Source organism: Bacillus sp. JHAA, from assembly GCF_036961585.1.
GTDB classification, from domain to species: Bacteria; Bacillota; Bacilli; order Bacillales; family Bacillaceae; genus Bacillus; species Bacillus velezensis.
The window spans coordinates 337073-361828 of record NZ_JBAMDE010000002.1 but is presented as its reverse complement, the minus strand read 5'-3'; the positions used below and the strand labels follow the sequence as shown (position 1 = coordinate 361828).

The 24756-nt window shown below is 47.8% G+C and carries 29 protein-coding genes and 1 other annotated feature; of the genes, 4 read left to right on the top strand and 25 right to left on the bottom strand.

Features of this window, described 5'->3' with window-relative positions:
- Nucleotides 1-75: 75 nt before the first annotated feature.
- Nucleotides 76-2295, bottom strand: a complete 2220-nt coding sequence (gene secDF, locus V7728_RS05825) for a protein translocase subunit SecDF (protein WP_059368045.1) — start codon at nucleotides 2293-2295, stop codon at nucleotides 76-78.
- A gap of 36 nt (nucleotides 2296-2331) precedes the next feature.
- Nucleotides 2332-2628 (bottom strand): post-transcriptional regulator, encoded by a 297-nt coding sequence (locus tag V7728_RS05820; RefSeq protein ID WP_007408189.1) that lies wholly within the window; start codon nucleotides 2626-2628, stop codon nucleotides 2332-2334.
- A 115-nt stretch (nucleotides 2629-2743) separates the two neighbouring features.
- On the opposite strand from V7728_RS05820, the gene spoVB reads away from it, so the two are divergent.
- A complete protein-coding gene (spoVB, locus tag V7728_RS05815) occupies nucleotides 2744-4300 on the top strand; it encodes a stage V sporulation protein B (protein WP_099566989.1) in 1557 nt (518 codons plus the stop codon).
- Between the two features lie 7 nt (nucleotides 4301-4307).
- Here the strand turns inward: spoVB and V7728_RS05810 are convergent, their stop codons facing one another.
- Nucleotides 4308-4964, bottom strand: coding sequence for a DUF421 domain-containing protein (locus tag V7728_RS05810; protein ID WP_003152699.1), 657 nt, complete (start codon nucleotides 4962-4964; stop codon nucleotides 4308-4310).
- A 166-nt stretch (nucleotides 4965-5130) separates the two neighbouring features.
- Here V7728_RS05810 and V7728_RS05805 point away from each other — a divergent pair, with 166 nt between their 5' ends.
- Nucleotides 5131-5517 (top strand): TIGR04086 family membrane protein, encoded by a 387-nt coding sequence (locus V7728_RS05805; protein WP_003152697.1) that lies wholly within the window; start codon nucleotides 5131-5133, stop codon nucleotides 5515-5517.
- Between the two features lie 51 nt (nucleotides 5518-5568).
- Here the strand turns inward: V7728_RS05805 and yajC are convergent, their stop codons facing one another.
- The 13 genes from yajC to nadB all read right to left on the bottom strand — a co-directional run bounded on the left by yajC (nucleotide 5569) and on the right by nadB (nucleotide 16489).
- Nucleotides 5569-5829 carry a preprotein translocase subunit YajC gene (gene yajC / locus V7728_RS05800; RefSeq protein WP_012118091.1) on the bottom strand — a complete coding sequence of 87 codons (261 nt, stop codon included), beginning with the start codon at nucleotides 5827-5829 and terminating at the stop codon, nucleotides 5569-5571.
- Nucleotides 5830-5859: 30 nt separating this feature from the next.
- Nucleotides 5860-7005: a tRNA guanosine(34) transglycosylase Tgt gene (tgt, locus tag V7728_RS05795; protein ID WP_007408186.1), complete on the bottom strand. Its 1146-nt coding sequence runs from the start codon at nucleotides 7003-7005 to the stop codon at nucleotides 5860-5862.
- Nucleotides 7006-7032: 27 nt separating this feature from the next.
- The gene (gene queA, locus V7728_RS05790; protein WP_015240297.1) at nucleotides 7033-8061 is read right to left on the bottom strand and encodes a tRNA preQ1(34) S-adenosylmethionine ribosyltransferase-isomerase QueA; all 1029 of its coding nucleotides are present in this window, start codon (nucleotides 8059-8061) and stop codon (nucleotides 7033-7035) included.
- A 25-nt stretch (nucleotides 8062-8086) separates the two neighbouring features.
- Complete coding sequence (locus V7728_RS05785) at nucleotides 8087-8287, bottom strand: DUF2905 domain-containing protein (RefSeq protein WP_099566990.1); 201 nt, start codon at nucleotides 8285-8287, stop codon at nucleotides 8087-8089.
- Entirely contained in the window at nucleotides 8280-9284 is a 1005-nt protein-coding gene (ruvB, locus tag V7728_RS05780; RefSeq protein ID WP_007408185.1) for a Holliday junction branch migration DNA helicase RuvB, read from the bottom strand. The genes V7728_RS05785 and ruvB overlap by 8 nt, the downstream gene beginning before the upstream one ends.
- 10 nt (nucleotides 9285-9294) lie before the next feature.
- Entirely contained in the window at nucleotides 9295-9900 is a 606-nt protein-coding gene (ruvA, locus tag V7728_RS05775) for a Holliday junction branch migration protein RuvA (RefSeq protein WP_003152683.1), read from the bottom strand.
- A 134-nt stretch (nucleotides 9901-10034) separates the two neighbouring features.
- Nucleotides 10035-10544: an intercompartmental signaling factor BofC gene (locus V7728_RS05770; RefSeq protein ID WP_099566991.1), complete on the bottom strand. Its 510-nt coding sequence runs from the start codon at nucleotides 10542-10544 to the stop codon at nucleotides 10035-10037.
- 132 nt (nucleotides 10545-10676) lie between these two features.
- Entirely contained in the window at nucleotides 10677-10796 is a 120-nt protein-coding gene (locus tag V7728_RS20470; protein WP_007612850.1) for a hypothetical protein, read from the bottom strand.
- A gap of 133 nt (nucleotides 10797-10929) precedes the next feature.
- Nucleotides 10930-11523, bottom strand: a complete 594-nt coding sequence (locus V7728_RS05765; RefSeq protein WP_099566992.1) for a YhcN/YlaJ family sporulation lipoprotein — start codon at nucleotides 11521-11523, stop codon at nucleotides 10930-10932.
- A 148-nt stretch (nucleotides 11524-11671) separates the two neighbouring features.
- Nucleotides 11672-12862, bottom strand: a complete 1191-nt coding sequence (gene safA / locus V7728_RS05760; RefSeq protein ID WP_043021679.1) for a SafA/ExsA family spore coat assembly protein — start codon at nucleotides 12860-12862, stop codon at nucleotides 11672-11674.
- Between the two features lie 126 nt (nucleotides 12863-12988).
- On the bottom strand, nucleotides 12989-14092 hold the full coding sequence (gene nadA, locus V7728_RS05755; RefSeq protein WP_012118097.1) for a quinolinate synthase NadA: 1104 nt from the start codon (nucleotides 14090-14092) through the stop codon (nucleotides 12989-12991).
- A 1-nt stretch (nucleotide 14093) separates the two neighbouring features.
- Nucleotides 14094-14942: a carboxylating nicotinate-nucleotide diphosphorylase gene (gene nadC / locus V7728_RS05750; protein WP_099566993.1), complete on the bottom strand. Its 849-nt coding sequence runs from the start codon at nucleotides 14940-14942 to the stop codon at nucleotides 14094-14096.
- Nucleotides 14924-16489 (bottom strand): L-aspartate oxidase, encoded by a 1566-nt coding sequence (nadB, locus tag V7728_RS05745; RefSeq protein ID WP_099566994.1) that lies wholly within the window; start codon nucleotides 16487-16489, stop codon nucleotides 14924-14926. The genes nadC and nadB overlap by 19 nt, the downstream gene beginning before the upstream one ends.
- Before the next feature lie 106 nt (nucleotides 16490-16595).
- Here nadB and V7728_RS05740 point away from each other — a divergent pair, with 106 nt between their 5' ends.
- Together V7728_RS05740 and V7728_RS05735 are read left to right on the top strand one after the other, a co-directional pair.
- Nucleotides 16596-17747 carry an IscS subfamily cysteine desulfurase gene (locus V7728_RS05740; protein ID WP_025285057.1) on the top strand — a complete coding sequence of 384 codons (1152 nt, stop codon included), beginning with the start codon at nucleotides 16596-16598 and terminating at the stop codon, nucleotides 17745-17747.
- The gene (locus V7728_RS05735; protein WP_012118101.1) at nucleotides 17744-18286 is read left to right on the top strand and encodes a transcription repressor NadR; all 543 of its coding nucleotides are present in this window, start codon (nucleotides 17744-17746) and stop codon (nucleotides 18284-18286) included. Before V7728_RS05740 ends, V7728_RS05735 begins: the two co-directional genes overlap by 4 nt.
- Nucleotides 18287-18312: 26 nt before the next feature.
- Here V7728_RS05735 and pheA read toward each other — a convergent pair whose 3' ends face one another.
- From pheA to V7728_RS05690, 9 genes are all read right to left on the bottom strand, one after another.
- The gene (pheA, locus tag V7728_RS05730; RefSeq protein WP_003152668.1) at nucleotides 18313-19170 is read right to left on the bottom strand and encodes a prephenate dehydratase; all 858 of its coding nucleotides are present in this window, start codon (nucleotides 19168-19170) and stop codon (nucleotides 18313-18315) included.
- A gap of 13 nt (nucleotides 19171-19183) precedes the next feature.
- Nucleotides 19184-19627 (bottom strand): transcriptional regulator ThrR, encoded by a 444-nt coding sequence (gene thrR, locus V7728_RS05725; RefSeq protein ID WP_007408173.1) that lies wholly within the window; start codon nucleotides 19625-19627, stop codon nucleotides 19184-19186.
- Nucleotides 19628-19680: 53 nt separating this feature from the next.
- The gene (obgE, locus tag V7728_RS05720; protein WP_007408172.1) at nucleotides 19681-20967 is read right to left on the bottom strand and encodes a GTPase ObgE; all 1287 of its coding nucleotides are present in this window, start codon (nucleotides 20965-20967) and stop codon (nucleotides 19681-19683) included.
- Between the two features lie 31 nt (nucleotides 20968-20998).
- Nucleotides 20999-21577 (bottom strand): sporulation initiation phosphotransferase B, encoded by a 579-nt coding sequence (locus V7728_RS05715; protein WP_007408171.1) that lies wholly within the window; start codon nucleotides 21575-21577, stop codon nucleotides 20999-21001.
- Between the two features lie 317 nt (nucleotides 21578-21894).
- The gene (gene rpmA / locus V7728_RS05710; protein WP_003152662.1) at nucleotides 21895-22179 is read right to left on the bottom strand and encodes a 50S ribosomal protein L27; all 285 of its coding nucleotides are present in this window, start codon (nucleotides 22177-22179) and stop codon (nucleotides 21895-21897) included.
- A gap of 12 nt (nucleotides 22180-22191) precedes the next feature.
- Nucleotides 22192-22533, bottom strand: coding sequence for a ribosomal-processing cysteine protease Prp (locus V7728_RS05705; protein ID WP_012118103.1), 342 nt, complete (start codon nucleotides 22531-22533; stop codon nucleotides 22192-22194).
- A 2-nt stretch (nucleotides 22534-22535) separates the two neighbouring features.
- Complete coding sequence (rplU, locus tag V7728_RS05700; RefSeq protein ID WP_003152660.1) at nucleotides 22536-22844, bottom strand: 50S ribosomal protein L21; 309 nt, start codon at nucleotides 22842-22844, stop codon at nucleotides 22536-22538.
- Nucleotides 22845-22857: 13 nt separating this feature from the next.
- Nucleotides 22858-22931: a sequence feature (ribosomal protein L21 leader region), on the bottom strand.
- 58 nt (nucleotides 22932-22989) lie between these two features.
- Nucleotides 22990-23856, bottom strand: coding sequence for a M50 family metallopeptidase (locus V7728_RS05695; RefSeq protein WP_033574183.1), 867 nt, complete (start codon nucleotides 23854-23856; stop codon nucleotides 22990-22992).
- On the bottom strand, nucleotides 23849-24652 hold the full coding sequence (locus V7728_RS05690; RefSeq protein WP_007408168.1) for a M23 family metallopeptidase: 804 nt from the start codon (nucleotides 24650-24652) through the stop codon (nucleotides 23849-23851). Before V7728_RS05690 ends, V7728_RS05695 begins: the two co-directional genes overlap by 8 nt.
- Nucleotides 24653-24756: the final 104 nt, after the last annotated feature.

Here is a 24756-nt window from a genome sequence, read left to right as displayed (position 1 = left end):
ATAGCAAATGCAGGTTTTAAGTTCAATGCGGCCTGAAAAAACAGGCTGCCTTCCGGAAGACAGCCTGTTCCCATTTTACTCTTCGATTGATTTTTTCCCTTTAAATTCTTTACCTTTCCATACAAGCCACAGCTGCGCGGCGATGTAAAGAGAGGAATAAACGCCCGTCAATAAACCGACCAATAAAGCGACGGAGAAGTTTGTAATTGACGATGAGCCCAAAATGAGCAGCACGACGACAACAATCACAACGGTCAAGACCGTATTGATCGAACGTGTAAAGGTTTGCTGCAAGCTCAGATTCACGATATGTTCCAGATCGGCAAATGACTTCGGCTTACGTTTTTTCATCTGCTCGCGTATCCGGTCAAATGTAACGATCGTATCATTTATCGAGTAACCGATTATGGTGAGAATAGCGGCGATAAAGGTGACATCGACCTCCAGCCTTGTAATGCTGAAAAACGCGACGATAAAGAAAGCGTCATACAGCAGGGAGACAATCGCGGCGATAGCCATTCTGTACTCGAAACGTATTGATACGTAAATAATGATGCCGATTGATGCAATGGCGACAGCATATAAAGCATTACGGGCCAGTTCTTTTCCGACTGTCGGCGATACCGTGCTGACGTTCGGTTCAGATCCGTATTTGTCCTTAAAGTACGTTTTGATTTCAGCGATTTTTTCTTTAGATGGCTCTCCGACAAACCGGGCCGCGGCAACATGGTTCTCTTTACCAGAAAGCACGATGTTTTCCGGCTCCATGCCGAGAGAATCAAAATCTTTTTCAACCTGATGCGCCGTCAAAGAATGATTGCTCTGCACGTCAATCCGCGCGCCGCTTGCAAAATCGATTCCCAGGTTGAGTTTAAAGACCATTAAGATGATAATTCCCGCAATGGTTACAGCGCTTGAGAAAATAAAGAAGTATTTTCGCTTGCTCGTGAAATCCCATTTTTGGAATGCCGTATGCGGTTCAGTATTTTCATCCGTTTTTTGAATGTCCATAATATGTTTTTTCTTGACGCCGAACCAGCCTTTTTTCCGGTCAAGCCATCTGCTTTCCACGAGAAGGGAGAGCAGGAATCTTGAAAGGAAGACAGCTGTAATAAAGCTTGTCAGAATTGACAGAATCAGCATCGTCGCAAACCCTTTTACAGAGCTTGTCCCGAAAATAAAGAGCACGACCGCTGCGATGATCGTTGTAATGTTCGCATCAAAGATCGTCGCGAATGACCGTCTGTTCCCTGAACGGAAAGCTGAGCGGACGGATTTGCCGAGTTTCAGTTCTTCTTTTATCCGTTCATAGGTGATGATGTTGGCGTCAACCGCCATCCCGACACCCAAAATGAGCGCCGCAATACCCGGAAGCGTCAGCACCGCCTGCATCCAGTCAAACACTTGAAGCGTAATATACACGTATACAGAAAGCGTAATTACCGCTATGAGTCCAGGCAGTCTGTAATAAAGCAGCATAAATAAGAAAACAATTGCAATACCGATAATGCCGGCCTCTACCGTATCATGCAAAGCCTGCTGTCCGAATTGCGCCCCTACTGAAGTAGAGTATTTTTCGGTCAGTTTCACAGGCAGCGCGCCCGCGTTTAAAATATTGGCCAAATCCTTCGCTTTTTGAACGGTAAACTGGCCTTCAATTGTGACATCCTTCGTGTTTAATTCCTGGCTCACATTCGGAGCGGATACATATTTCGGATGTTTTTTGCCGACTTCTTTTTTAAATGAATCGCCTTTTTGGTAATCAAGCCAGATCACAAGCTGATTATTAGGCGCCATTTTCTTGACTTTTTTCGTCACTTCGCCGAACTTATCCGCATCCTTCAGCTTAACGCTGACAATCGGTTCGTTCGTCGTCGGATCAAAGGTTTGCTTCGCGCCGTTTTCCACGAGATCAGAGCCGTTTAACAGCTCTTTATCATTCGTATCCCTGAACGAGAGCTGCGCTTCCGTTGACAGAATTTCGCGCGCCCTGTTCTGATTCGTGACGCCCGCCAGCTGTACGCGGATGCGGTTATTTCCTTCAATCTGAATGTTCGGCTCGCTTACGCCGAGAACGTTAGCCCGGCGGTTCAGCGCCTGCACCGTGCTGACGAGCACGTCTTTTGTGATTTTATCGCCTTTTTTGACGGGCTGCACATCGTACAGAACTTCAAACCCGCCGCGTAAATCCAATCCTAACGTAATATTATTGGCAGCCGGTTTTGTAAAATACCCCAGCCCTGTGCCGATCAATAATACAATCAGGAAAAACGCAATCAAGCGTCCTTTTTTCATTATGTATTTCCTCCTTAAACCTATGCCGTCAAATCATTATCTCAGCAGTTCATCTAAAGCTTCCTGACCCTCATCGCTTTCCAGCCAATTAGACGACTTAAAAGCTTCAACGGTTGCATAGTTCATAAAATCGCCAATTTTAACTGATAAAATATGACCGGCCAATTCATGCAGCGGCAGTTCCTTTTTCTGTTTCCACTTTTTATGTATTAAGTATGACCATAAACTCTCGTGCTCAACATCATCGTATCCGAGGATTTTGAACTCTTCAAGTTTACTGTACAAGAAAGGCCGCAAATGATCTTTGTACATTTCGGCGGGATGTTTCTCCACTGGGCGCTCGCTCCTTTTTCCATTTTTCTCGAAGACTTGTCATGCTCGGACGACATCGGCGCATATCTTTATTGTATATGATTCCAGGTAGTTTGAGAAGGCAGGGGTTTATAAAATGGCAAAACAGACTTTTTTAAGGGGCACTCTTATTCTCATCGCAGCCGGGATGATTACGAGAATGCTCGGCTTTGTCAACCGGGTGGTTATCGCCCGGTTTATCGGTGAAGAAGGGGTCGGTTTATACATGATGGCTGCCCCGACATTTTTCTTGGCCACCACTTTGACTCAATTCGGCCTCCCCGTTGCCATCAGCAAACTTGTCGCTGAAGCGAGCGCGCGGGGGGACCGGCAGAAAATGAAACATATTTTAGTGATGTCGCTTACCGTCACCGGGATATTAAGTCTCATCTTCACGCCGCTGTTTTTATGCTTTGCGCCGATTATGTCCGAAACGATGCTGACGGATCAGCGCACGGTTTACCCGCTTCTGGCGATTACGCCCGTCGTGCCGATTATCGCGATCTCCAGCGTGCTGCGCGGTTACTTTCAGGGCAGGCAGAATATGAACCCGCTGGCGTTTTCCCAAGTACTTGAGCAGATCGTGCGGATTTCACTTGTCGCGGTCTGCACGACGGTGTTTCTGCCGTACGGGATTGAATATGCCGCAGCCGGAGCCATGATTTCGTCTGTCATCGGGGAGCTTGCCTCTCTTATTTATTTATTCATTTGTTTTAAAGCAAATAAAACAATCAGAATCAGAAAACAATTTTTCAAGTCGATCGCAAATGGAAAAGAAACCTTCCGCCAGCTGATGAGCGTGTCGCTCCCGACAACCGGAAGCCGCTTCATCGGAAATTTATCTTGGTTTTTTGAACCTATTGTCGTCGCGCAAAGCCTTGCGATTGCAGGAGTGGCCACCGCTGCCGCCACCAGCCAGTACGGGGAGCTGACCGGATTTGCCATGACGGTTTTGACGCTGCCCAGCTTTATAACCTATTCTCTGTCAACGGCGCTTGTTCCTGCGATCAGTGAAGGAATGGAGCAAAAAAAGCTGCAAGTTGTCGAATACCGTCTGGAACAGGCGATGAGGCTGTGTCTTTTAAGCGGAGGCATTTCGGTGGTTATTTTATTCTCTTTCGCTGATGAACTGATGTCCGTCATGTACGGATCAACTAATGCGGCGGTATTTGTTAAAGTGATGGCGCCGTTTTTTCTGCTTTACTATTTTCAGGGGCCCCTTCAGGCGGTGCTGCAGGCTCTCAATTTAGCCGGGGCCGCCATGATGAACAGTTTTATCGGCGCCGCTGTCAAAACTGGCCTAATTTTTGTTTTGGCGACCAGGCCTTCCTTGGGCATCATGGGCGCCGCACTTGCGATTGTAACGGGGATGGTCCTTGTCACCCTGATGCATGCGGCCACCGTAAGCAAGGTGCTTCCGATCAGCATTAAAATAAAAGAATACGCGCTCTGTTTTGCCGTCATATTCATTTGCGGTTATGTCAGCCGCATCATCAAGCACACCGTTCATTTTTCAGGGTCAGAGGCTGTTAATCTCACAGGCTGGATTGCAATGACCGCGATTTTGTATATAGCGCTTCTTCTGTTATTCAGGCTGATTAAAAGGGAAGAGCTGATCCGGATTCCGGTCATCGGCAAGTTCGTGACGCGGTGAAACCGATTCACGGCTCCCCTTTTTCATCTTTAAGATCAATAAAAAAAGCGCCGTCCGTAAACGTGCAGAATGATATAACCGAAAGATCGCGATATCCTCTTTTTGCTAAATTTTTTTCGAGCCAGTGTTTATCTTTCCCGATTCTGTCCAGATGCTCGTTCTGAATGACCCCGTCAACGATAAGCGATGTTTCCATCTGCTTATCCTTATTGTTTTTCTTTTTGACGATCGACAGTTTGCCTGAAGACTCCAAAATGGCATATGACACGTCAGAGATTCTATCGATGTTATTCTCCCTCAGCTGCATAAGAAGATCGTCAAAATTGTAGCGCTGCGATCTCATCGCCCGTTCATCAATTTTTCCCTGTTTTATAATAATGGTGGGTTTTCCGTCAAGCAGCTGCCGTATTTTTTGGCTTTTGAGCGAAATAAAAGCAAGGCTTACTTGAATAATCATTAAAACGACAATCGGCACAATCGTATGCAAAAGCTTATCTTTTACATTTTCAATTGCCAATACGGCAATCTCGGCAATCATAATGGAGACGACAAGGTCTAAAATGCTCAGTTCTCCGATTTCCCGTTTTCCCATCAGTCTGAAAATCACAAGAATGATAAAATAAAGCACAATCGTACGAAACGTAATAATGAAAATATCTTCCATATCGCACCTCCAACGGTCATAGCATTTGCCATCGGCTCTGAATTATGTAAGAAACGGGCTGAACATCATGCATTTACGTCTAATTCGAACATTCAGAGAATACATTTAGAAAAAGACGGGCTCCGGCTTGTCATATATCAGGCCGCAGAGCGGAGAGGAGATAAAAATGGAAGAAACGAAACAAGTGGGAAGAGGCGTCTTGTACGGCTTAGTGGCTATCTTTGCGGTGATGCTTCTTACGAGTTTGGCGATTTCGCTTTTACTGACGGTTACCTCAATGGAAGAATCATCTTTCAGCTGGCTGATCACCGCGCTTTCTTTTCTTTCTTTATTTGCGGGCGGTTTTATATCGGGCGGCAAAGCGAAGGAAAAAGGCTGGATGATCGGAGCGTTAACCGCCGTCTGTTTTTCATTAATTATCTTGCTGTTTCAATATTTAGGGTTCGGAAAAACGTTTACATCCGGTCAGCTTTTGTTTCATCTCGGCTTTTTGGGAGTCAGTATGCTGGGCGGCATTTTCGGAGTGAATTTGAAAGGAAGCAGATCAGCGTAATAAAAAAAGAGCGGATTCTCCGCTCTTTTTTTGTATGTATGAGCTTCGCTGTTATTCAGCGGAAGCTTCTCTGATTGCGCGGCGGTCAAATGTTAAACGGGTGTTATCACCTGTTTTAATGACGACCTTGCTTTCATCAATTGACTCAACAGTGCCGTGCAATCCTCCGATTGTCACCACTGAATCCCCTTTTTTCAGCTCTTCCTGCATCTGGCGTACGGCCTTCTGCTGCTTTTGCTGCGGACGGATGAGCAGGAAATAAAGCACTGCAAACATTAAAATAATAGGAACGATTGTACCTAAAGTACCCATCTGTTTCCCTCCCTTCAAGAATGGTTTTATTTAGAAGCTTTTCGCATTTGGCTTATTATAGCCGTAACGCTCAAAGAACTCTTCTCGGAAATCACCAAGACGATCCTCCCGGATGGCTTGTCTGACCTGCTCCATTAAGTGTAACAGAAAATGAAGGTTATGGTAAGTTGTTAATCGAATTCCAAACGTTTCATTACAGCGGATCAAATGTCTGATGTAAGCGCGGGAGTAATTTTTGCATGTATGGCAGCTGCACTCTTCATCAATCGGACGGAAATCACGCTCATATTTGGCGTTTTTCATATTCAGACGCCCTTCATTCGTAAACACCGTGCCGTTTCGGGCAATCCGGGTGGGCAGTACGCAGTCAAACATATCCACGCCGCGGATGGCGCCGTCAATTAAGGCATCCGGTGAACCCACACCCATTAAATATCTCGGCTTGTCCTTCGGTAAAAGCGGAGTTGTAAACTCAAGCACTCGGTTCATGACGTGCTTCGGCTCGCCGACAGATAACCCGCCTATGGCATACCCCGGAAAATCAAGCGAAACCAAGTCTTTTGCACTTTGTGTCCGCAGGTCTTCGTATTCTCCGCCCTGTACGATTCCGAACAGCCCCTGCTCATCTGAGCGCCCGTGCGCCTCCAGGCAGCGTTCCGCCCAGCGGCTGGTCCGTTCCACAGAGCGTTTCATGTAATCATACTCTGCCGGATACGGCGGACACTCATCAAACGCCATCATGATATCAGAGCCGAGGGCGTTTTGAATTTCCATCGCTTTTTCCGGAGATAAAAACAGCTTGTCTCCGTTTAAGTGATTGCGGAAATGAACACCTTCTTCTTCTATATTACGAAACTTGCTCAATGAAAAGACCTGAAAACCGCCGGAATCCGTTAAAATCGCGCGGTCCCAGTTCATAAACTTATGAAGCCCGCCCGCTTCTTTTACAATGTCATGTCCCGGGCGGAGCCATAAATGGTACGTATTGCTTAAAATAATGCCCGCATCCATAGATTTCAGCTCGTCCGGAGACATCGTCTTTACCGTAGCAAGCGTGCCGACCGGCATAAATACAGGCGTCTCAAAGGAGCCGTGGGGCGTATGGACTCTGCCCAGGCGCGCTCCCGTTTGTTTGCATTCCTTTATAAATTCATAACGTATCGGTTGTTCAGCCACTTTGTATGAGGCCTCCTGTCATTCAAATTAGATAATCAGCATGGCGTCGCCAAAGCTGAAGAAACGATATTCCTCTTCTACCGCATGACGGTAGGCGGAAAGAACATGCTCTCTGCCGGCAAGCGCAGAAACGAGCATAATAAGGGAAGATTTCGGCAGATGAAAATTGGTGATCATGCCGTCAATCGCCTTAAATTCATATCCCGGATAAATGAAGATGGACGTCCAGCCGCTTGAAGCGGTAAATTCGCCGGCATGCTCGCCGGCAATGGTTTCCAGGGTGCGCGTTGATGTCGTCCCGACCGACACGATACGCCCTCCCGCCTTTCTGACCTCGTTTAAAGAGGCGGCGGTTTCTTCCGTCATTTCATAAAATTCCGCGTGCATGTTATGCTCTTCCACATCATCCGCACTGACCGGGCGGAATGTGCCGAGTCCCACATGAAGTGTGATAAATTCAATCCGCACACCTTTTTGCTTCAGCTCGTCCAGAATCTCTTCCGTAAAATGAAGTCCGGCCGTCGGAGCTGCGGCAGATCCGATTTCTTTTGAAAAGACGGTCTGATACCGTTCTTTATCATCAAGCTGCTCTTTAATATAAGGAGGCAGCGGCATTTCACCGAGTGATTCAAGCACTTCGTAAAAAATCCCGTCATACCGGAATTCTATTTTTCTGCCTCCGTGATCAAGCTCCTCCGTGCAGACCGCTGTCAGCCGGCCGTCGCCAAATGTCAGGACCGTTCCTTTTTTTACGCGTTTCGCCGGCTTTACGAGCGTTTCCCATGTATCATTTTCTTCCTGTTTTAATAACAGAAGCTCCACTTTCGCTCCCGTATCTTCTTTTGTGCCGAATAATCTTGCAGGCAGCACACGGGTATTGTTCAAGACGAGGCAATCCCCTTCATTAAAAAAGCTTACAATCTCTTTAAATGAACTGTCCGTCAGCCCGCCCGTCTGTTTGTCGAGCACCATCAGCCGCGATGCGTCACGCTCTTTAAGCGGCACTTGGGCAATGAGGCGTTCAGGCAGTTCAAAATCAAATAAATCGACTTTCATCATTTCACCTTAATTCTGTCTATTGTTATTTTATTCTGCCGAAAAAATTAAGCAGAATGGATAGTATCACACTGATCACAATACAAGTGACAACGGGAAAGAAAAATGTAACATTTCCCTTCTTAACAAAAATATCTCCGGGCAGCCTTCCGACAAAGTGCCAGACTGCGCCGGCAATAAGCAAAACGGCACCGAGAACCATGAGAACCTTCGGAAAGTCAGTCACGGGCGGGCGCCTCCAATCGAAAATGTTCATACACAGCCGGAGTCACGACCCGTCCCCTCGGCGTCCTCTGAAGAAATCCGATCTGCAGCAGATACGGTTCGTACACATCCTCTATTGTATGCGGTTCTTCGCCGATTGTCGCGGAAATCGTATCAAGACCGACGGGACCGCCGCTGAATTTTTCGATCATGCCCATCAGCAGCTTATGGTCGATATGGTCAAGGCCGAGCGCATCGACTTGAAGACGTTCGAGCGCGTCGTGAGCGATTTCTTCCGTGATGCGGCTGTCGCCGAGCACCTGGGCAAAATCTCTCACCCTTCTGAGCAGACGGTTTGCAACCCGCGGCGTTCCCCTTGACCGTCTGGCGATTTCCAGAGCCGGTGCTTTTTCGATATCCACTTCAAAAACGTCAGCCGTTCTTGACACGATATCTGTCAGCTCTTCCTGCGTATAGTATTCAAGGCGCGACAGCACCCCGAACCGGTCTCTGAGCGGTGCGGTCAATAATCCGACCCTTGTCGTCGCTCCTACAAGCGTAAAAGGGGGAAGGTCGAGACGGACGGAGCGGGCGGACGGGCCTTTTCCAATGACGATATCAAGGCAGAAATCCTCCATCGCCGGGTACAGCACTTCCTCAATTGAGCGGTTCAGCCTGTGAATTTCGTCTATAAACAGCACATCCCCTGGTTCGAGCGCCGTCAAAATGGCTGCCAAATCCCCCGGTCTTTCGATGGCGGGACCTGACGTCGTCCGCATCTCCACACCCATCTCATTGGCCACGATAGACGCAAGCGTTGTTTTCCCGAGACCCGGAGGCCCGTATAAAAGAACGTGGTCCAGCGTTTCCTGCCTCATTTTCGCCGCATCGATAAACACGCGCAGATTTTCTTTCACCTTCTTTTGGCCGATATACTGGGCGAGATTCTGCGGCCTGAGGCTTTGCTCGATTATTGATTCATGGCTGTCTGCTTCACTTGAAACGAGCCGTTCATCCATGAACATCACCTTACTTTAATAATTTTTGCAATGCTTTTTTCACATATTGATCTGTTGAAAGCGCCGTTTCCTCTTTTAAGTGAGGAAGCACTTTTTTAATTTCTTTTTCGGCGTAGCCGAGAACCCGGAGCGCTTCAAGCGCCTCGTCAAGCGCCGTTTCAGCCTCTTGTTTTTCAATGCGCGCTTCATGATTGAACAGGTTGTCAATCATTTCAGGCACGACGTCGGCCAGTTTGCCTTTCAAATCAAGAATAATCTGCCGCGCCGTTTTTTTGCCCACACCCGGAAATTTCACCAAAAAGGCTTCATCTTCCTGTTCGATCGCTTCGATGACGGCTCCGGGATCACCGGAACCGAGGATGGCGAGCGCCCCTTTCGGCCCGATGCCGGTGACGTTCAGCAGCTTTGTGAAAAGCGCTTTTTCTTCCCGGGTTGAAAAACCGTACAAAGAAAAGGCATCTTCTTTTATATGATGATACGTAAAAATGGTCTCTTGATTGCTTACCTTATAAATAAACGGATTCGGAGTGAAGACCTGATAGCCGATTCCGCCGTTTTCAATCACGATGTATTGGGGAGATACATAATCAATCGTCCCCTTCACGAATTCAATCACACCTATTCACCTCTTTGACTGCTTATCATTGTAACACAAAAACAGCCAAAGTCTTATAGAAAAGTTAACGTATGTTCGCTTTGACACCTTCCATTCAGAAAAAAAAGACATGTGTCACATGTCTTGCGTCAAAGTCAGCCGCTGTAAGTCTTAATATGATCGATCACGCTCTCAAACTCCGCTTTTGTCCTGTACGGTATGCCGTGTTCCAAGTGCTTTTGCAATCGGCTTTCCAGTCTTTCTATATCAATCTGGAAGAAAGATTGAATCGGCTCGGCCAGCGATCCGGGACGGCCGTGAAAAGTGGAGATGACGCCTCCGTCCGTGACGCCGATATAACCGTTAACCTTACTGAGCGGAGAAATGTCATCAACATGCTTACGGAAAAGGACGAAGCCTTTTTTCTGCTCAACGAGCGTCCAGCCGGCATATGAGGCCCAAAAATCCTCCATCGCTAAAACGGTTTCATCCGTATGTTCGATGCCGACATCACCGTCAAGATAGACCTTTTCCAGCTGGACGTGCACCCGAAGCGGCCCGTAAAGCTCAACCTCCGCCCCATATGCGCCTTTTCCTCCGCAAATCAGGACTGCAGCCGATAAGACAAGCATAAACAATAGACGAGCACCGCAAATTCGTTTCACCAATAACACCTCTTTATTCAATCAAACTCTTGATGCTAGTTTGACCAAAGATGCCGGTGCTTAATCGTTTTCTTTCATTTGTCTGTTTCAGCCGAAAAAAAGCAGCTCTCTAAATGAGGGCTGCTGCGATGATTATGCCCGGCCGGCTGAAATCAGTTTCATTTGTCCGGGCGTCAGTTTGAGCCGGTATCCCCTTACGGTCAGATACACAGTTTTTGCTCCGCGGCTTTTGTCATGCTCCGTTTTTTTCATTCCGGCCCCTCCGTTACGTTTTATTACTTTTATGTTAACACCGCAATATAAAGAGCGTTTTAAGAATATGTAAAGAAATGATGAAGCTTTATTCATAAAAATACTGCCGGATGAAATCATCCGGCAGTCCCGTTTAACGGCTGTTTCTGTTCATGTCTTGCAGCTTTGTAAAAGTAGCGTTGTCGGTAAACACTTGAATTGTACGGCCGTCCGCGAATTTTTTGGCCGCATGTTTGACATGTTTATCATCATTCTTCGTAAAAGGATGATTTGTTCTGACGGCAATGACGACTCTCGTGTCAGTCACGATGACCTGACTATCCTGTACGCCTTTTACTTTTTTCACGCGGTTTGCAACTTTTGCCGCCAACCTGATGTTTTCGGCGTTGTCATACCCATTATAAGACATTGCTGCCGGCGGCGTATTGACATTTCGGCCGTTATATGTGCCGTCCGTCGTTAACGGAGCCCCGTCATTAGGCGCGTACTGGTCGGACACGTTTGTCGTATTATGACGGCCGTTTCGGTTTTCCATCATTTCAGAAACGGGTCCTTGATGGTCCATTCCGTACTGGCCTCTGCCGTTACCATTATCATTCGAATAATATCCGACCGGACGTGTTGACTGGTTGTAGCGTCCGTCATTCATGGCATTATTTGCTCCGCATGCCGTTAAGCTTGCCGTCACGGCTAAAACGCCCGCGATCGTCATCAGTTTTTTACCCAATGGAAAAACCCCCCGTGGATTCATCGCTGTTTTGAGCGTTTTCCGCTCATGTTTAGGATGCGCGGCGGGCGGCGGGTTTAAGCTTGTCAGTTATGTCCATTCCTCAGTTGGACATAAAAAAAGGAACGACATACATCGTCCCGAAACATTAATCTTCTTCTTCCTCCGGCCGTCCGAATACTTGATTTGGACTCGGCTGATTCGGCGCGGCATTAGGATTTGCTCCGCCGTAAGGCATAAAATATCCGGCGTTTGCACCCATATTCGGATACGGCTGCACAGGCATATTTGCGTGATGGTGATGTGAACCGTGGTGATGGTGGTGGTGATGATGTGAATCATGGCAGCCGCAATCATCATCCTTATATTTTCCATCATGATGAGGCGCGTTTGCGTAATGTGACGAATATCCGCCGTAATACGGCATTTGACCGTACGGAGCACCGCCGAAACCAGATGCAGAACCATCATAATGCTCTGCATTTTCATGGGCCTGGTTTTCATATTCACCGTAACCCGCATGCGGCCCAAATCCCGGATGATGGAATCCGTACGGTAACGGCATCGGCATGACCGGAAAGCCTCCAAAACCTCCTCCAAAACCGCCGAAACCTCCGCCTACCGGGAAGCACGGATGGCATAGTCCCGAACCCGGCAGCATCGGTGTCACCGGAACCGGACAAGGACAAGGCATGCACGGCATCGGATAATGCATAAAAGACGGTTCAACGGCCGGCATATTCGGAAACGGGACATTCGGAATGTTTGGCATGTTCGGCAGATGATAAGCGGCGTTTTCTTCTTCCATCTTTCCGGCTTCAGGCGCCTTTGGCATATTCGGGTAATTCGCGTTTTCCATGTTGATCATTTCCTCCTGTTGTGGAATGTTATTGTCATGCTCTTTTTCTTTCGGCTCGACAAAATGTGTCACCGGTTCCTCCGGCTTAGGAGGCGACCACGGCTGAAACAGCTGATTGGACGGGTAATATTGGTTCATATCAGCTTCCGGCAGCACATTTTCATGCTTTTCAGGGATTGGCGGCACATACGGAATTGACGGCTTTGGTTCTTCCGGTATGGTGTCTTCAATGTCCACAACTGATTTCGGTTTTTCTTTGGCATATGGATGCTCATGCTTATGCGCAGACGTTCCGAAGCCGGCCTTAGGTTCTTTTCTGACCGGAACGGCTTCTGAAGGCACCTTTATCTTCATTCCAGGCATAATTAAGTCTGGATTGCTAAGCTGATGATTCAGTTTTTTTAACTCTTCAAGATCAACTCCGTATTTTTCAGCTATTTTCCAGAGCGAATCGCCTTTTTGAACGATATGAATTTTCAACGTTTTCCCCTCCTATGCACAAAACGTGAACGGTACATTTGTCATTACAATACGTTTCTTCACACTATATGCCGATGGACTGGGCATGATGATAAAAAATTTGGGAAGGAGGGGAAATTTTTATGATTACGTATGACTCAGCATTCTGTTCAAAGCACGAAGCGCTTCTGTCCGAACCGCTTCCGGAACTTTAATGACACCCTTCGGCTCGCCTTTTTCAAGCTGCTCAAGCGACCACAATAAATGCGGCAGGTCGATTCTGTTCATTGTCAGACACGGACACATATCGGGATTCAATGATTCAATCTGTTTATCCGGATGCGAGTGAATGAGGCGCTGGACAAGATTCATTTCCGTGCCGATCGCCCACTTGCTTCCCGGTTCAGCCTGTTCGATCGTATCAATAATGTATTTGGTAGACCCGCTGTCGTCACTGAGCGAGACCACTTCCCGCGAACATTCCGGATGAACGATAATGCGGATGCCGGAATCCCGCTGCCGCAGCTGAGAAATATTTTCCGCTGTAAACTTTTCGTGTACGGAGCAATGCCCTTTCCAAAGGATAACCTTAATGTTTTCCGGATGGTCAGTAAGCAATCGGTTCTGCACCGGGTCCCATACAGCCATTTCTGTCAGCGGAATGCCGAGGTCATAGGCCGTATTTCTGCCTAAATGCTGATCCGGCAAAAATAAAATTCTCTCTTTTTGTTTAAAAGCCCATTTCAGCACACTCCGGGCATTCGAAGAGGTGACGGTCGCTCCTCCGTGCCGTCCAACGAATGCTTTAATTTCCGCCGTCGAGTTAACATATGTTAACGGAATGATGGTGTTACCGTACAGTTCTTGAAGCTCTTGCCATGCTTTGTCCGTCTGCTGAATATCTGCCATATCAGCCATCGAGCATCCGGCGCGCATGTCGGGCAAAATGACGGTTTGGTTATCATCAGTCAGCATATCAGCGGTTTCCGCCATAAAATGCACGCCGCAAAACACAATATATTCCGCCTCTTTATTTTTTTCTGCCACTTGAGCAAGCTGCAGGGAGTCACCTGCCGTATCGGCGAATTGTATTACTTCGTCTTTTTGATAGTGATGCCCCGGAATGAACAGGCGCTTTCCGAAAGCCCGTTTAATGGCGGCGACCCGCTTTTCCATTTCTCCAGTGCTCATGTCTTTATAATGGCTCGGCATCATTTCGGCTGATGCAGTTAGCACGTCAAAAATAGACATCTTAAAAATCCCCCTGTTCCGCTGCCTCAACATCCATGCTGATGTCGGCGCTTTTTACTGAATGAGTCAGAAATCCGAGTGAAATATATTGGACCCCCGTTCCTTTATAAGCGGGCAATGTGTCGAGCGTTATGCCTCCGGATGCTTCCGTTTTGATATGGCCCGGTGTCATACCTGCAAAACGCCGGACGGACTCAGGCGGACAGTTGTCAAACATAATAACGTCTGCACCCGCTTCTATTGCCTCGAGCAGCTGCTGTTCGGATTCGATTTCGACTTCCACCGCAAGCATCTGCCCCGCCGTTTTTCTTGCCCGCTCCATGGCCGCCTTTATCGATCCGCAGGCGGCAATATGATTATCTTTAATCATGATGCCGTCATATAAGCCGAAGCGATGATTAAAGCCGCCTCCGACCCGAACGGCGTATTTTTCCAGCATTCTGAGCCCGGGTGTCGTTTTTCTCGTATCACAAAGCTTGATAGTCGGATCATCAAGACGCCTTTTGGCCTCATCCGTCATTGTCGCAATGCCTGACATTCTTTGTATGAGATTCAGAATGACCCGCTCCCCCGTAAGAAGAGCCGCCGCCTGGCCTTCCATTTCAGCGAGCACGTCTCCTTTTTTCATCCGTTCTCCGTCTTTTTTCAGGGAGCGGATGCGGATATCATCGTGTAAAAGCTTCCATCCTTCACGGATAACGGCTTCTCCGGCAAACACGCCGTCTGTTTTTGCGATGATTCGCGCTTTACATTGCTGATCAGAAAAAATCGCTTGTGACGTCGCATCACCCGTTCCGATATCTTCCTGAAAAAAATGAGTCAGCATTTGTTTCAGCTGCAGAATGTCCATAGTTCCCCAATCCTTTCGTTTTTTCTGATAGCTGTTCCAGATGTTGAATGAATGATTTGTTTTCCGTGCCACTCTTTCTCCGTCCCGGGAAAATCAGCGCGAAAATGAGCCCCCCTGCTTTCTTCCCGAATAAGGGCTGAGGTCACAACAAGTTGCGCAGTCTTCCATAGGCAGGATAGCTCGGCTTGTTCTATTGTGATTCCCTTCACATTTATATGACGCACAGATACGTTGTTAAGCCAGGATGCCAGCGCCTGCATGTTTTCTTTTTCCCTGACAATGCCCGCTCCGGTTGTCATTTTGGCTTGGAGCACATGAAGCGCTGTGTCCGGCACTTCTAAGATGACGTCAGATTTCTTCGGGGTTTTTTTATATCTTCCGTTTAACGGCGTTTGAATGATATGTTCAGCACATCGTTTCCCGCTTGCCAGCGCTTCCAGCAGTGAGTTGCTCGCAAGGCGGTTCGCCCCGTGCAATCCTGTGCAGGCGGTCTCGCCTATGGCGTACAAATCAGGCACGGACGTTTTCCCCCATGTATCGGCTTTTACTCCGCCCATTAAAAAATGCATTCCGGGTGCTACAGGAATCCCGCTTTCAAGATCAACACCGGCTGTTTGACAAATTTCTGTTATGGTCGGAAAACGTTTCTTAAAATCGGCTATTCGGCTGCAATTTATAAAAACAGGATTTTCTTTCATCATTTCTTCATAAATCGCCCGTGAAACCACATCCCGGGGCGCCAAATCTTCAAGCGCGTGTCTGCCAGCCATGATCCTGCGCCCGAAGCGATCCGCTAAATATCCGCCTTCTCCTCTCACTGCTTCAGAAATCAGGCCGTACACAGTCCCGTTTTTCACAAGGAGGGTCGGGTGGAACTGGGTGAACTCCATATCCGTGATCTCAGCTCCCGCGCGGAAGGCAAGAGCGATGCCGTCTCCCGTTATGGCGGAATCATTTGTGTGATATTGGTACAGACTGCCGCAGCCGCCTGATGCAAGCACTACACTATCCGCTCTTCTGTAAGAAACGGCGCCTGAAGCATCCTTGACGGCAACGCCTGCGCATCGTCCGTGTTCAATCAGCAGATCAACAACCGTCTCGTGTTCAATGATCCGTATGCCGTCCCTCAGCTGCTGAACCAGAAACTCAACTAACATCCGTCCGGTCGCATCTCCCCCGGCGTGCAGAATCCTCCTTTTGGAATGAGCGCCTTCCCTGCCGAGACAAAACGTCCCGTCCGACTTCGTATCAAAAGGGAAGTGGCCTTCTATCAGCCTGTTTATCATGCTTTGTCCGCTTTTCAGCAAATGCCGCACGGCTGTCACGTCATTGTGTCCGCATCCCGCATACAGTGTATCGTTCACATGGGATTCTATAGAGTCATCTTTTGCATATGAAACAGCAATCCCGCCTTGAGCATAATGCGAATTGCTGTTCGTTACGTTTCTCTTTGTGATGACGGTCACTTGGTATGACGGAGGAAATGAGGAAGCACAGGCAAGGGCCGCCGTCCCCGAACCAATGACGATAATTGTTTTTTCAGACATACATCACCCTCCTGTTATGTTTACACCTGTCTTGACACCTATATTTACACAACGATAAAATAAACTCAAGCTTTTTTTTAACATAAACGGATAGGAGACGGGCTGTATGATTTATCTTGATTACGCGGCGGGAGCGCCTTTAAGCAAAGAAGCCGCGAAAGTCTTTCAGCATCTCAGCACAGAGGTATACGGCAATGCAAGCAGCCTTCATGACGCCGGAGGAAGAGCGGCGGACGTGCTGGAATATTGCAGACATTCTGCAGGCAAATTGATCGGCGGAGCGGCAGACGGCATTTACTTTACAAGCGGCGGAACGGAAGCGAACATCCTGGCCGTCCAATCATTGCTGCACGGCCTGCCCGATCACAAAAAACATTTTATTACGACCGCAATGGAACACCATTCGATCCATAATGCCGCGGCGTTTTTAGCTGACCGTGGAATTAATGTCACCATCATATATCCCGACGAAAACGGCCTTATAACCGAGGACATACTGGCGGCTCATATCCGTCCTGACACGGGGCTTGTTTCCATACAGCACGCCAATTCAGAAACCGGCCTCATCCAGCCTGTGAATCGTCTGGCCGCTTTTCTTCACCAGAGAAACATTTTGCTGCATTGCGATTGTGTTCAAAGTTTCGGCAAACTGCCGATTGATGCGGATCAGGAGGGAATCGACGCCCTTTCCGTCTCCGGTCATAAAGTATACGGCCCGAAAGGCACCGGGGCTGTTTACATTCGGCCCGGTGTCAGCTGGAACCCGGTTTATCCGCATACCGTGCATGAAAACGGGTTCAGGCCCGGTACGGTGAATGTGCCGGCCATCGGCGCTTTTACCGCTGCTGCCGAGTATGCAGTGAAACATATGGAGGAACACCGTGAGCATGCTGACAGGCTGAGGAATTATTTGTATGACCAAATTCGGCGTCAAGGCCTCCCCATTTCATTTTCAGAGGAAGAAACCGGCGGTGAATGCCTGCCCCACATTGTCGGGTGTTTTTTTCACTCCTTTGAAGGACAATATATTATGTTAGAATGTAATCGTAACGATATTTGCATCTCAACCGGGAGCGCATGTTCCGCCGGCAGCCACGGCCCTTCTTCAGCTATGAAGGCGCTGGGAAAAACCGAACGGGAAGCGCGGCAGTTTTTCCGGATCTCATTCGGAAACGAAACAACATGTGAACAGCTCGATATGCTGATACATACATTTACGGCGCTATGGGAGCAAAAGAAAGGAGAATCAGCAATTTGACAGAAGGAACGAAGCTTACTGGGGAGAAAAGACGCGACATGCTGCTTCATTGGCTGAAAGAAGCCGGCTCGCCATTAACAGGAGGCGAATTGGCCAAAAAAGCAAATGTCTCAAGACAGGTGATCGTGCAGGACATATCGCTTTTGAAAGCAAAAAACGAGCCGATTATCGCGACGAGCCAAGGCTACTTATACATCAGCATGAATGCCGGCGGCGAAAAAAATGCCGAACGGATTGTCGCCTGTCTGCACGGCCCGGAGCGGACGGAAGAAGAGCTTGCACTCATTGTCGATGAAGGCGTCACCATAAAGGACGTCATAATTGAACACCCCGTATACGGCGATTTAACCGCCGCCATAAGAGTCAGTACACGGAAAGAAGTCAAACAATTCATGGATCACATTAACTCGACAAATGCCGCTTACCTTTCACAGCTGACCGGAGGCGTGCACCTCCATACGTTAAGCGCCCCGACAAAAGAGCGGATTGACCAAGCCTGCCAAGCGCTGGACGACGCGGGTATTTTAATAAAAGATTAAAAAAAAAGCCCCCTGAAGGGCTTTTTTTATATCGAATAGGATTGATATGTTCCCAGAAGCTTGACCCGGCAGCCGAGGGCTTCCATCTCTTGAACGGCACCGGGAATGAGAACCTGATCCATCGCCTGTTCAATATCAATAATAAAGAAATAGTTGCCGAGACCCGTTTTTGTCGGGCGCGATTCGATCTTTGATAAATTCAGGTTTCTCCATGAAAAAGCGGACAGCACCCTGTGCAGCGCACCTGATTGGTCATCTTGGGGAAGCGTTACCATCATCGTCGTTTTCGGCCGTGAAGACAGTTTCGCATTCACTTCGAATGAGACGTCTTTTTCAGGCGAAAGAATGACAAATCTCGTGTGGTTGTCCTGATAATCCTGAATATCCCGCTTCACGATGCTCAATCCGTATGTAGCGGCGGCCATTTCATTTGCAATCACGCCGATCGGAAGGTCCGAATGCTCACTGACATACTTGGCAGCCGCACCTGTTGACTTCGCATACTCATAAGGAACGGACGAAAAATGCCGGTGAAGAAATTTGTGGCATTGCGCAATCGCATGGGAATGAGAATAAATTTTCTCAAGCTTTTTCCACTCATTTTCTCTCGAAGGGTGAACGAGCAGATGCTGGTGAATCGGCAGCGTCATTTCCCCCACGATCGCAAGAGGCTGCTCATGAATCAAATAGTCAATCGTTAAGTTAACCGAGCCCTCCAGCGCGTTTTCCAAAGGAACAAATGCAAGATCAACTTCTCCCGCAACCGCCGCATCCATGCATGCCGGTATTGTTTGATAAGGTGCTTGTGTCACACTGTTTTGAAAGCAGGAACTGACTGCTAGATGTGTAAATGTGGCTTCTGGCCCTAAATAACCGACTTTCATGTCTCTTCTCTCCTTACGCGCCTGACCCTAAGATCTCAACTTTTTCTATAAAATCAAATTTTCTCAGTTTATTCATTAACGTATGAATGTTTTCTTCCATTGCGGACGTACTGATTGAGAGCGTGACATTCGCCCTGCCCTGAAGCGGAATCGTCTGGTGAATGGAAAGCACGTTGCTTCCTGAGTCAGCCACCGCCTGCAAAAGCTGGGATAACGCGCCTGACCGATCCTCCAAATGAAAGAAAAGTGTGATTATTTGTTCCTTAACCATCGTGTAAAAAGGGAAAACCGCATCTCGGTATTTGTAAAAAGCGCTTCTGCTTAAATCAACTTTCTGCACAGCATCTGCAACCGATTCAGCCTTTTTTCTGTCGAGCAGCTTTTTGACTTCAAGGGTTTTCCGCATCGCATCAGGCAGAACGTCTTCACGCACTAAATAAAATGTCTCTTCTTTCACCTGCACCCCTCCCTTTTACATCAGAGAGCCTGCATTGCAAGCTCTCCGTTTTTTTAATCAATAAATTCAAATTCAAATTCCAGAAGCCGGATGATATCGCCGTCTTTAGCACCGCGTTCTCTGAGCGCTTCATCAACGCCCATACCGCGCATCTGTCTTGCAAAACGCTTGACGGATTCGTCACGGGAGAAATCAGTCATTTTAAAGAGGCGTTCCAGGCTGTCACCTGAAAGCACAAACGCGCCGTCCGGATCACGCGTAATGTTAAATGGAATTTCTTCATCTTCCATCGTGTACATTACGCGGTTTTCCGCCAGTTCTTCTTCATCATACAGCGGGAATTCAGGCGTTGTTTCCAGCTGGTTGGCGACTTCAAACAGAAGATCGCGGAGCCCTTCTCTCGTCACCGCGCTGATCGGAAAGACAGGGTGATCATCCTGAAGCTTTTCTTTAAACGCTTTAAGATTTTCAGCCGCTTCGGGCATGTCCATTTTATTCGCAACGATAATTTGCGGACGCTCCGTCAGCCGCAGATTATATTCACTGAGCTCCTGATTAATGGTGACATAATCCTCATACGGATCACGGCCTTCCATCGCTGACATGTCAATGACGTGAACGATGACGCGCGTCCGTTCGATATGGCGGAGAAATTGGTGGCCTAAGCCGACTCCTTCATGCGCTCCTTCAATCAAACCGGGCAGATCCGCCATGACGAAGCTTCTTCCGTCATCCGTTTCCACCATGCCCAGATTCGGAACAAGCGTTGTAAAATGATAATCGGCGATTTTCGGCTTTGCCGATGAAACGACAGACAGAAGCGTAGATTTTCCGACGCTCGGGAAGCCGACGAGACCTACGTCTGCAAGCACTTTCAGTTCAAGCACGATATAGCGCTCTTTTCCGGGCTCTCCGTGCTCTGACAGCTGCGGTGCCGGGTTGGCCGGTGTCGCAAAGCGGGTATTTCCGCGTCCGCCGCGTCCGCCTTTTGCGATGACGGCACGCTGCCCATGCTCAGTCAGATCGGCAATGACCTGTTTTGTATCGTCATCCGTTACGACTGTGCCGGGCGGAACTTTAACAACCATATCGTCCGCATTTCTGCCGTGCTGGTTTTTAGACATGCCGTGCTCGCCGCGTATCGCTTTGAAATGCCGCTGGTACCGGAAGTCCATGAGCGTACGCAGTCCTTCATCAACCTCAAAAACGACGTCGCCTCCATTACCTCCGTCACCGCCGGCAGGCCCGCCTTTCGGCACATATTTTTCACGGCGGAACGCAACCATTCCGTTACCGCCGTCGCCGCCTTTTACATATACTTTCACCTGATCTACAAACATAATATCCTCCGTTCTAAACCGTAAAAAACCGCTAGTTCATTCCAATTTCGGCCACACATTCATGGCCGGTCAGCTCAAATTGCATGACATCAAAGTCCTCATGCCGGGATTTGCGAAATTCATCAAACACATCTGCATTTGCAATCGTTCCATGAAAATCGAGATATACAATAAGCTGTCTGTCAGGGTGATCCGTCTGCAGCGATACGGTCAGATGATTTTCACTTTCATTGTTTACCGCCAGACCGAACAGATGAAACAGTTTTCTCATCAGGTTCGACAGCTTTTGATCATATGCCGATAAATCTTTAATTTCTCCGAGCACTTCGTATTCGAGCCTCATATAACGGGACTTCCAATTAAATGTAAGAAAGTCAAACGCCAAGTGCGGGGTTTTCAGGTTTGAGAGCTTTGATTCGTGCTTTGCATCTATGACCATTTCGTCAATAATTTCAACGACCCTGTCATACTTCTGCAAACTTAAGTTTCCTTTTATCAGCTGCAGCTTATTCATCCAATCATGACGGAAATGGCCCATTAATTGGATCAGCTCATTGATCAGAGCCGCATCGCTTACAGGTTCTTCTTGTTTCTTCGATACATCCTTCATTTTCGCACTCCCAATCGTTTAATTTCTTTTTAGGAGTCTTGATAAGTGTGTACTATGAATTATAACAGAGAAGGCTTTGTTAAAAAAACACTTGTTTTTCCTGGTTCATCATGTTCCTTTTTCGGATCGCATACAATGCGGATGCCAGGCAGAAACATTTTTGGTATCACTGCTTGGGGAACATATCCAGTGGGTATGGGAAGCTGATGTCCTCATTCAAGGCGGGGTTCACTCACGCATCCTCTGCTTTTCATTCTTGATGTTACTCCGCTTACTGCAAAAAAAACTCCAGTCAACGACCGGAGTTTTTTGTGTCATTATTGAGCTACAGGATATACGCTCACTTTTTTGCGGTCACGGCCGAAACGTTCGAATTTAACAGTTCCGTCGATTTTAGCAAAAAGAGTGTCATCTCCTCCGCGGCCCACGTTTTCACCTGGGTAGATTTTCGTTCCGCGTTGACGGTAAAGGATAGATCCGCCTGTTACGAATTGACCGTCTGCACGTTTAGCGCCTAAACGTTTAGATTCAGAGTCACGTCCGTTCTTTGTAGAACCTACACCTTTTTTAGAAGCGAAAAACTGAAGATCTAATCTAAGCATGTAACTCACCTCCTATATTTGGTTTGCAGTCAACCGTAAGTGTTCACTGTAATCCCGCTCGATCGTTTCAAGAGAAACAATCATGCCTTCAATCAGCAGCTGCGCTTTTTGCAAAGCTTCCTGATCAGCGGCTTCAGGGAATTCAAAGTAGAAATAACCCCCGTCCTCGCCTATATCAAGAATCGGTTCGAGAGGAGCCAGCGCGATAACCGCATTGACCGCTCCGAAAACGACAGCCGTGACCCCGGCGCATACGAGATCTCGTCCATGTTCAGCAAAATCGGCATGTCCCGTCATTTCAAAGGACAATATGCCCCCGTCATTCCGGGATCTTCGAATTGTTGCCTCAATCATGCTTACGCGTTGATTTTTTCGATTGTCAATTTAGTATAAGGCTGACGATGACCTTGTTTTTTATGAACATTTTTCTTTGGCTTGTAACGGAAAACAGTGATTTTTTTCGCACGGCCTTGTTTTTCAACTTTAGCTGTAACTGTCGCGCCTGCAACTGTTGGGTTGCCGACTTTCACGCTGTCTCCGCCAACAAACAATACGTCTTCAAACGTCACTGTTTCACCTGCTTCAGCAGCAAGTTTTTCGATGTAAACAGTTTGACCTTCTTCAACTTTGATTTGTTTTCCGCCTGTTTTAATGATTGCGTACATTCTCTGCACCTCCTATTAGACTAAGACTCGCCAGCAACAGGGGGCTTTAAAGCTCTTATCACCTGTCCCGAGCGGTTGTAGCATTGGTGCTACATCCATAACATTAAAAAATATATCAGAACCAAAAGGATATGTCAATCTATTTCTAGTAAGGCAGCAGCAGGTCTTCCATAGAGGAATCTGTCCGTTTATCGGCAAAATACGCATGAAGCACTTCATTTTCATCGAGCTGGCTGAGCTTTTCGCCGGCTTTTTCAACGATAATGGGGTGCTTGCATCCCCGTTTGAATTCGGCCATGACATGCTTTACTTTGGCATCGGCCGCGACCGTCAAAGGATGCAGCATGGCGACATCGCGGTTTTTGCCGTAGTATCTCTCCAAAAGAAACCTCAGCTGAATATAATGCCGCTTCCGGTATTCATCCCATAAAGAGACGGCGAGAAAGACGAACAGAACCCATGCGCTGACCTGAAGGGGGACGGCCAGCACAATCCAGCAGCAGAGCAAAAGCGCGGAAACGGCCGATGTCTGCAGGCTGAGGAGATGCGCTTTTTGAAAAGCCATTTGTTTAGAGAAGTATAAAAACACGAACTTTCCGCCGTCAAGCGGCCAGATCGGCAAAAGATTGATGAAAAGAATGGAGAGATTATAAAAGGTAAACATCTCAAATGTCTGCTCACTTGCAAAGCCTGACATGAAAAAGAGCCAGGCTGCCGCCTGAAGCCACACATGCTGAAGCGGGCCCGCCAGGATGACCGCAAATTCCTCTTTAAGCGGCCGGTTTCCGTGCTCCTCCACCTCAACCGTCCCGCCGAAAGGGAGCAGAAAGATTCGTTTAATGCGCCACGAAAAAAACACAGCCAGAGCAGCATGCCCCAGCTCATGAACGGATACGACCAGCAAAAGACACAGCAGCGCTTTGATGTGCCCCGTCATAAGACCAAGCCCCATGATAATCCAAAGAAAAGGATGGACATGAATTTTAAAAAGGAGGATGAGCCATTTATTCATCAAATGTGATCACCTGGATCGGATCTATGAATTTATCGCCATCCTGGATCGCGAAATAGTACTGGCCTTTACTTTTATCGTTGAGCTTGATCGAACCGATCTTTTTCCCTTTATCGACAAAGTCGTACAATGAAACGTTAACATCTTTTAGCCGGCCGTAAATGCTGCTGGTATTGTCGGCGTGCTGCACCTTCACCGTCAGCCCTGTTTTTTTATCTTTGCTCACTTCCATAATGTAGCCTTCTTTTACGCTGTCAATGGCTTCGCTGGCGGTTTCGACGACGACGCCTTCTCCGTTATTTTGAAAGTCCTGCTGGATTTTCCCCGCGGCAGGAACGGCCATATCCTGACTGACCGCCACCTGACCGTCCTTCTTTTTCGTTCCCGGCGTAAGAAAAGCGAGCGGGTTTCCGAAGGAAGATACGAACCAATTGCTTACGGCAGCAAACTGAAATTCTTTTTGAAAGGTTTGTGCGATCGCCGGTTTGATCTGACTCAGCGGCTGTTTGTCAGTTTTATAGGCAATAGCGGAGATCAGTACGAGACAGGCGGCCAGCAGGCATTTTAAAATAATAGAATGAGCGCTGATCAATGGATGCCGTCCGTTAAATTCGGGCGGGTGTTCCGTTTGATATTCGTAGTCCGGTAGAAGCTTGTGCTTTTCCTGCTCCTTGACCGTCTGCCACGCGGGAAAATTCTGCGTTTGGGCGTTTTGAACGAAAGTCCGTTTTGATTCAGGCCGCTGTTTTCTTCTTTTGGCCAGTCTTTTTCTAATTTCATCAGCTCTGTGACTCATCGCCATCATCCTTTGCAATCGTTGGGTTTGTACATCCTATGTCTTGTCCATTGCAAATATGCGCTCTTGAAAAACAAAAAAGACCTGATAAGCTGGGCTTCATC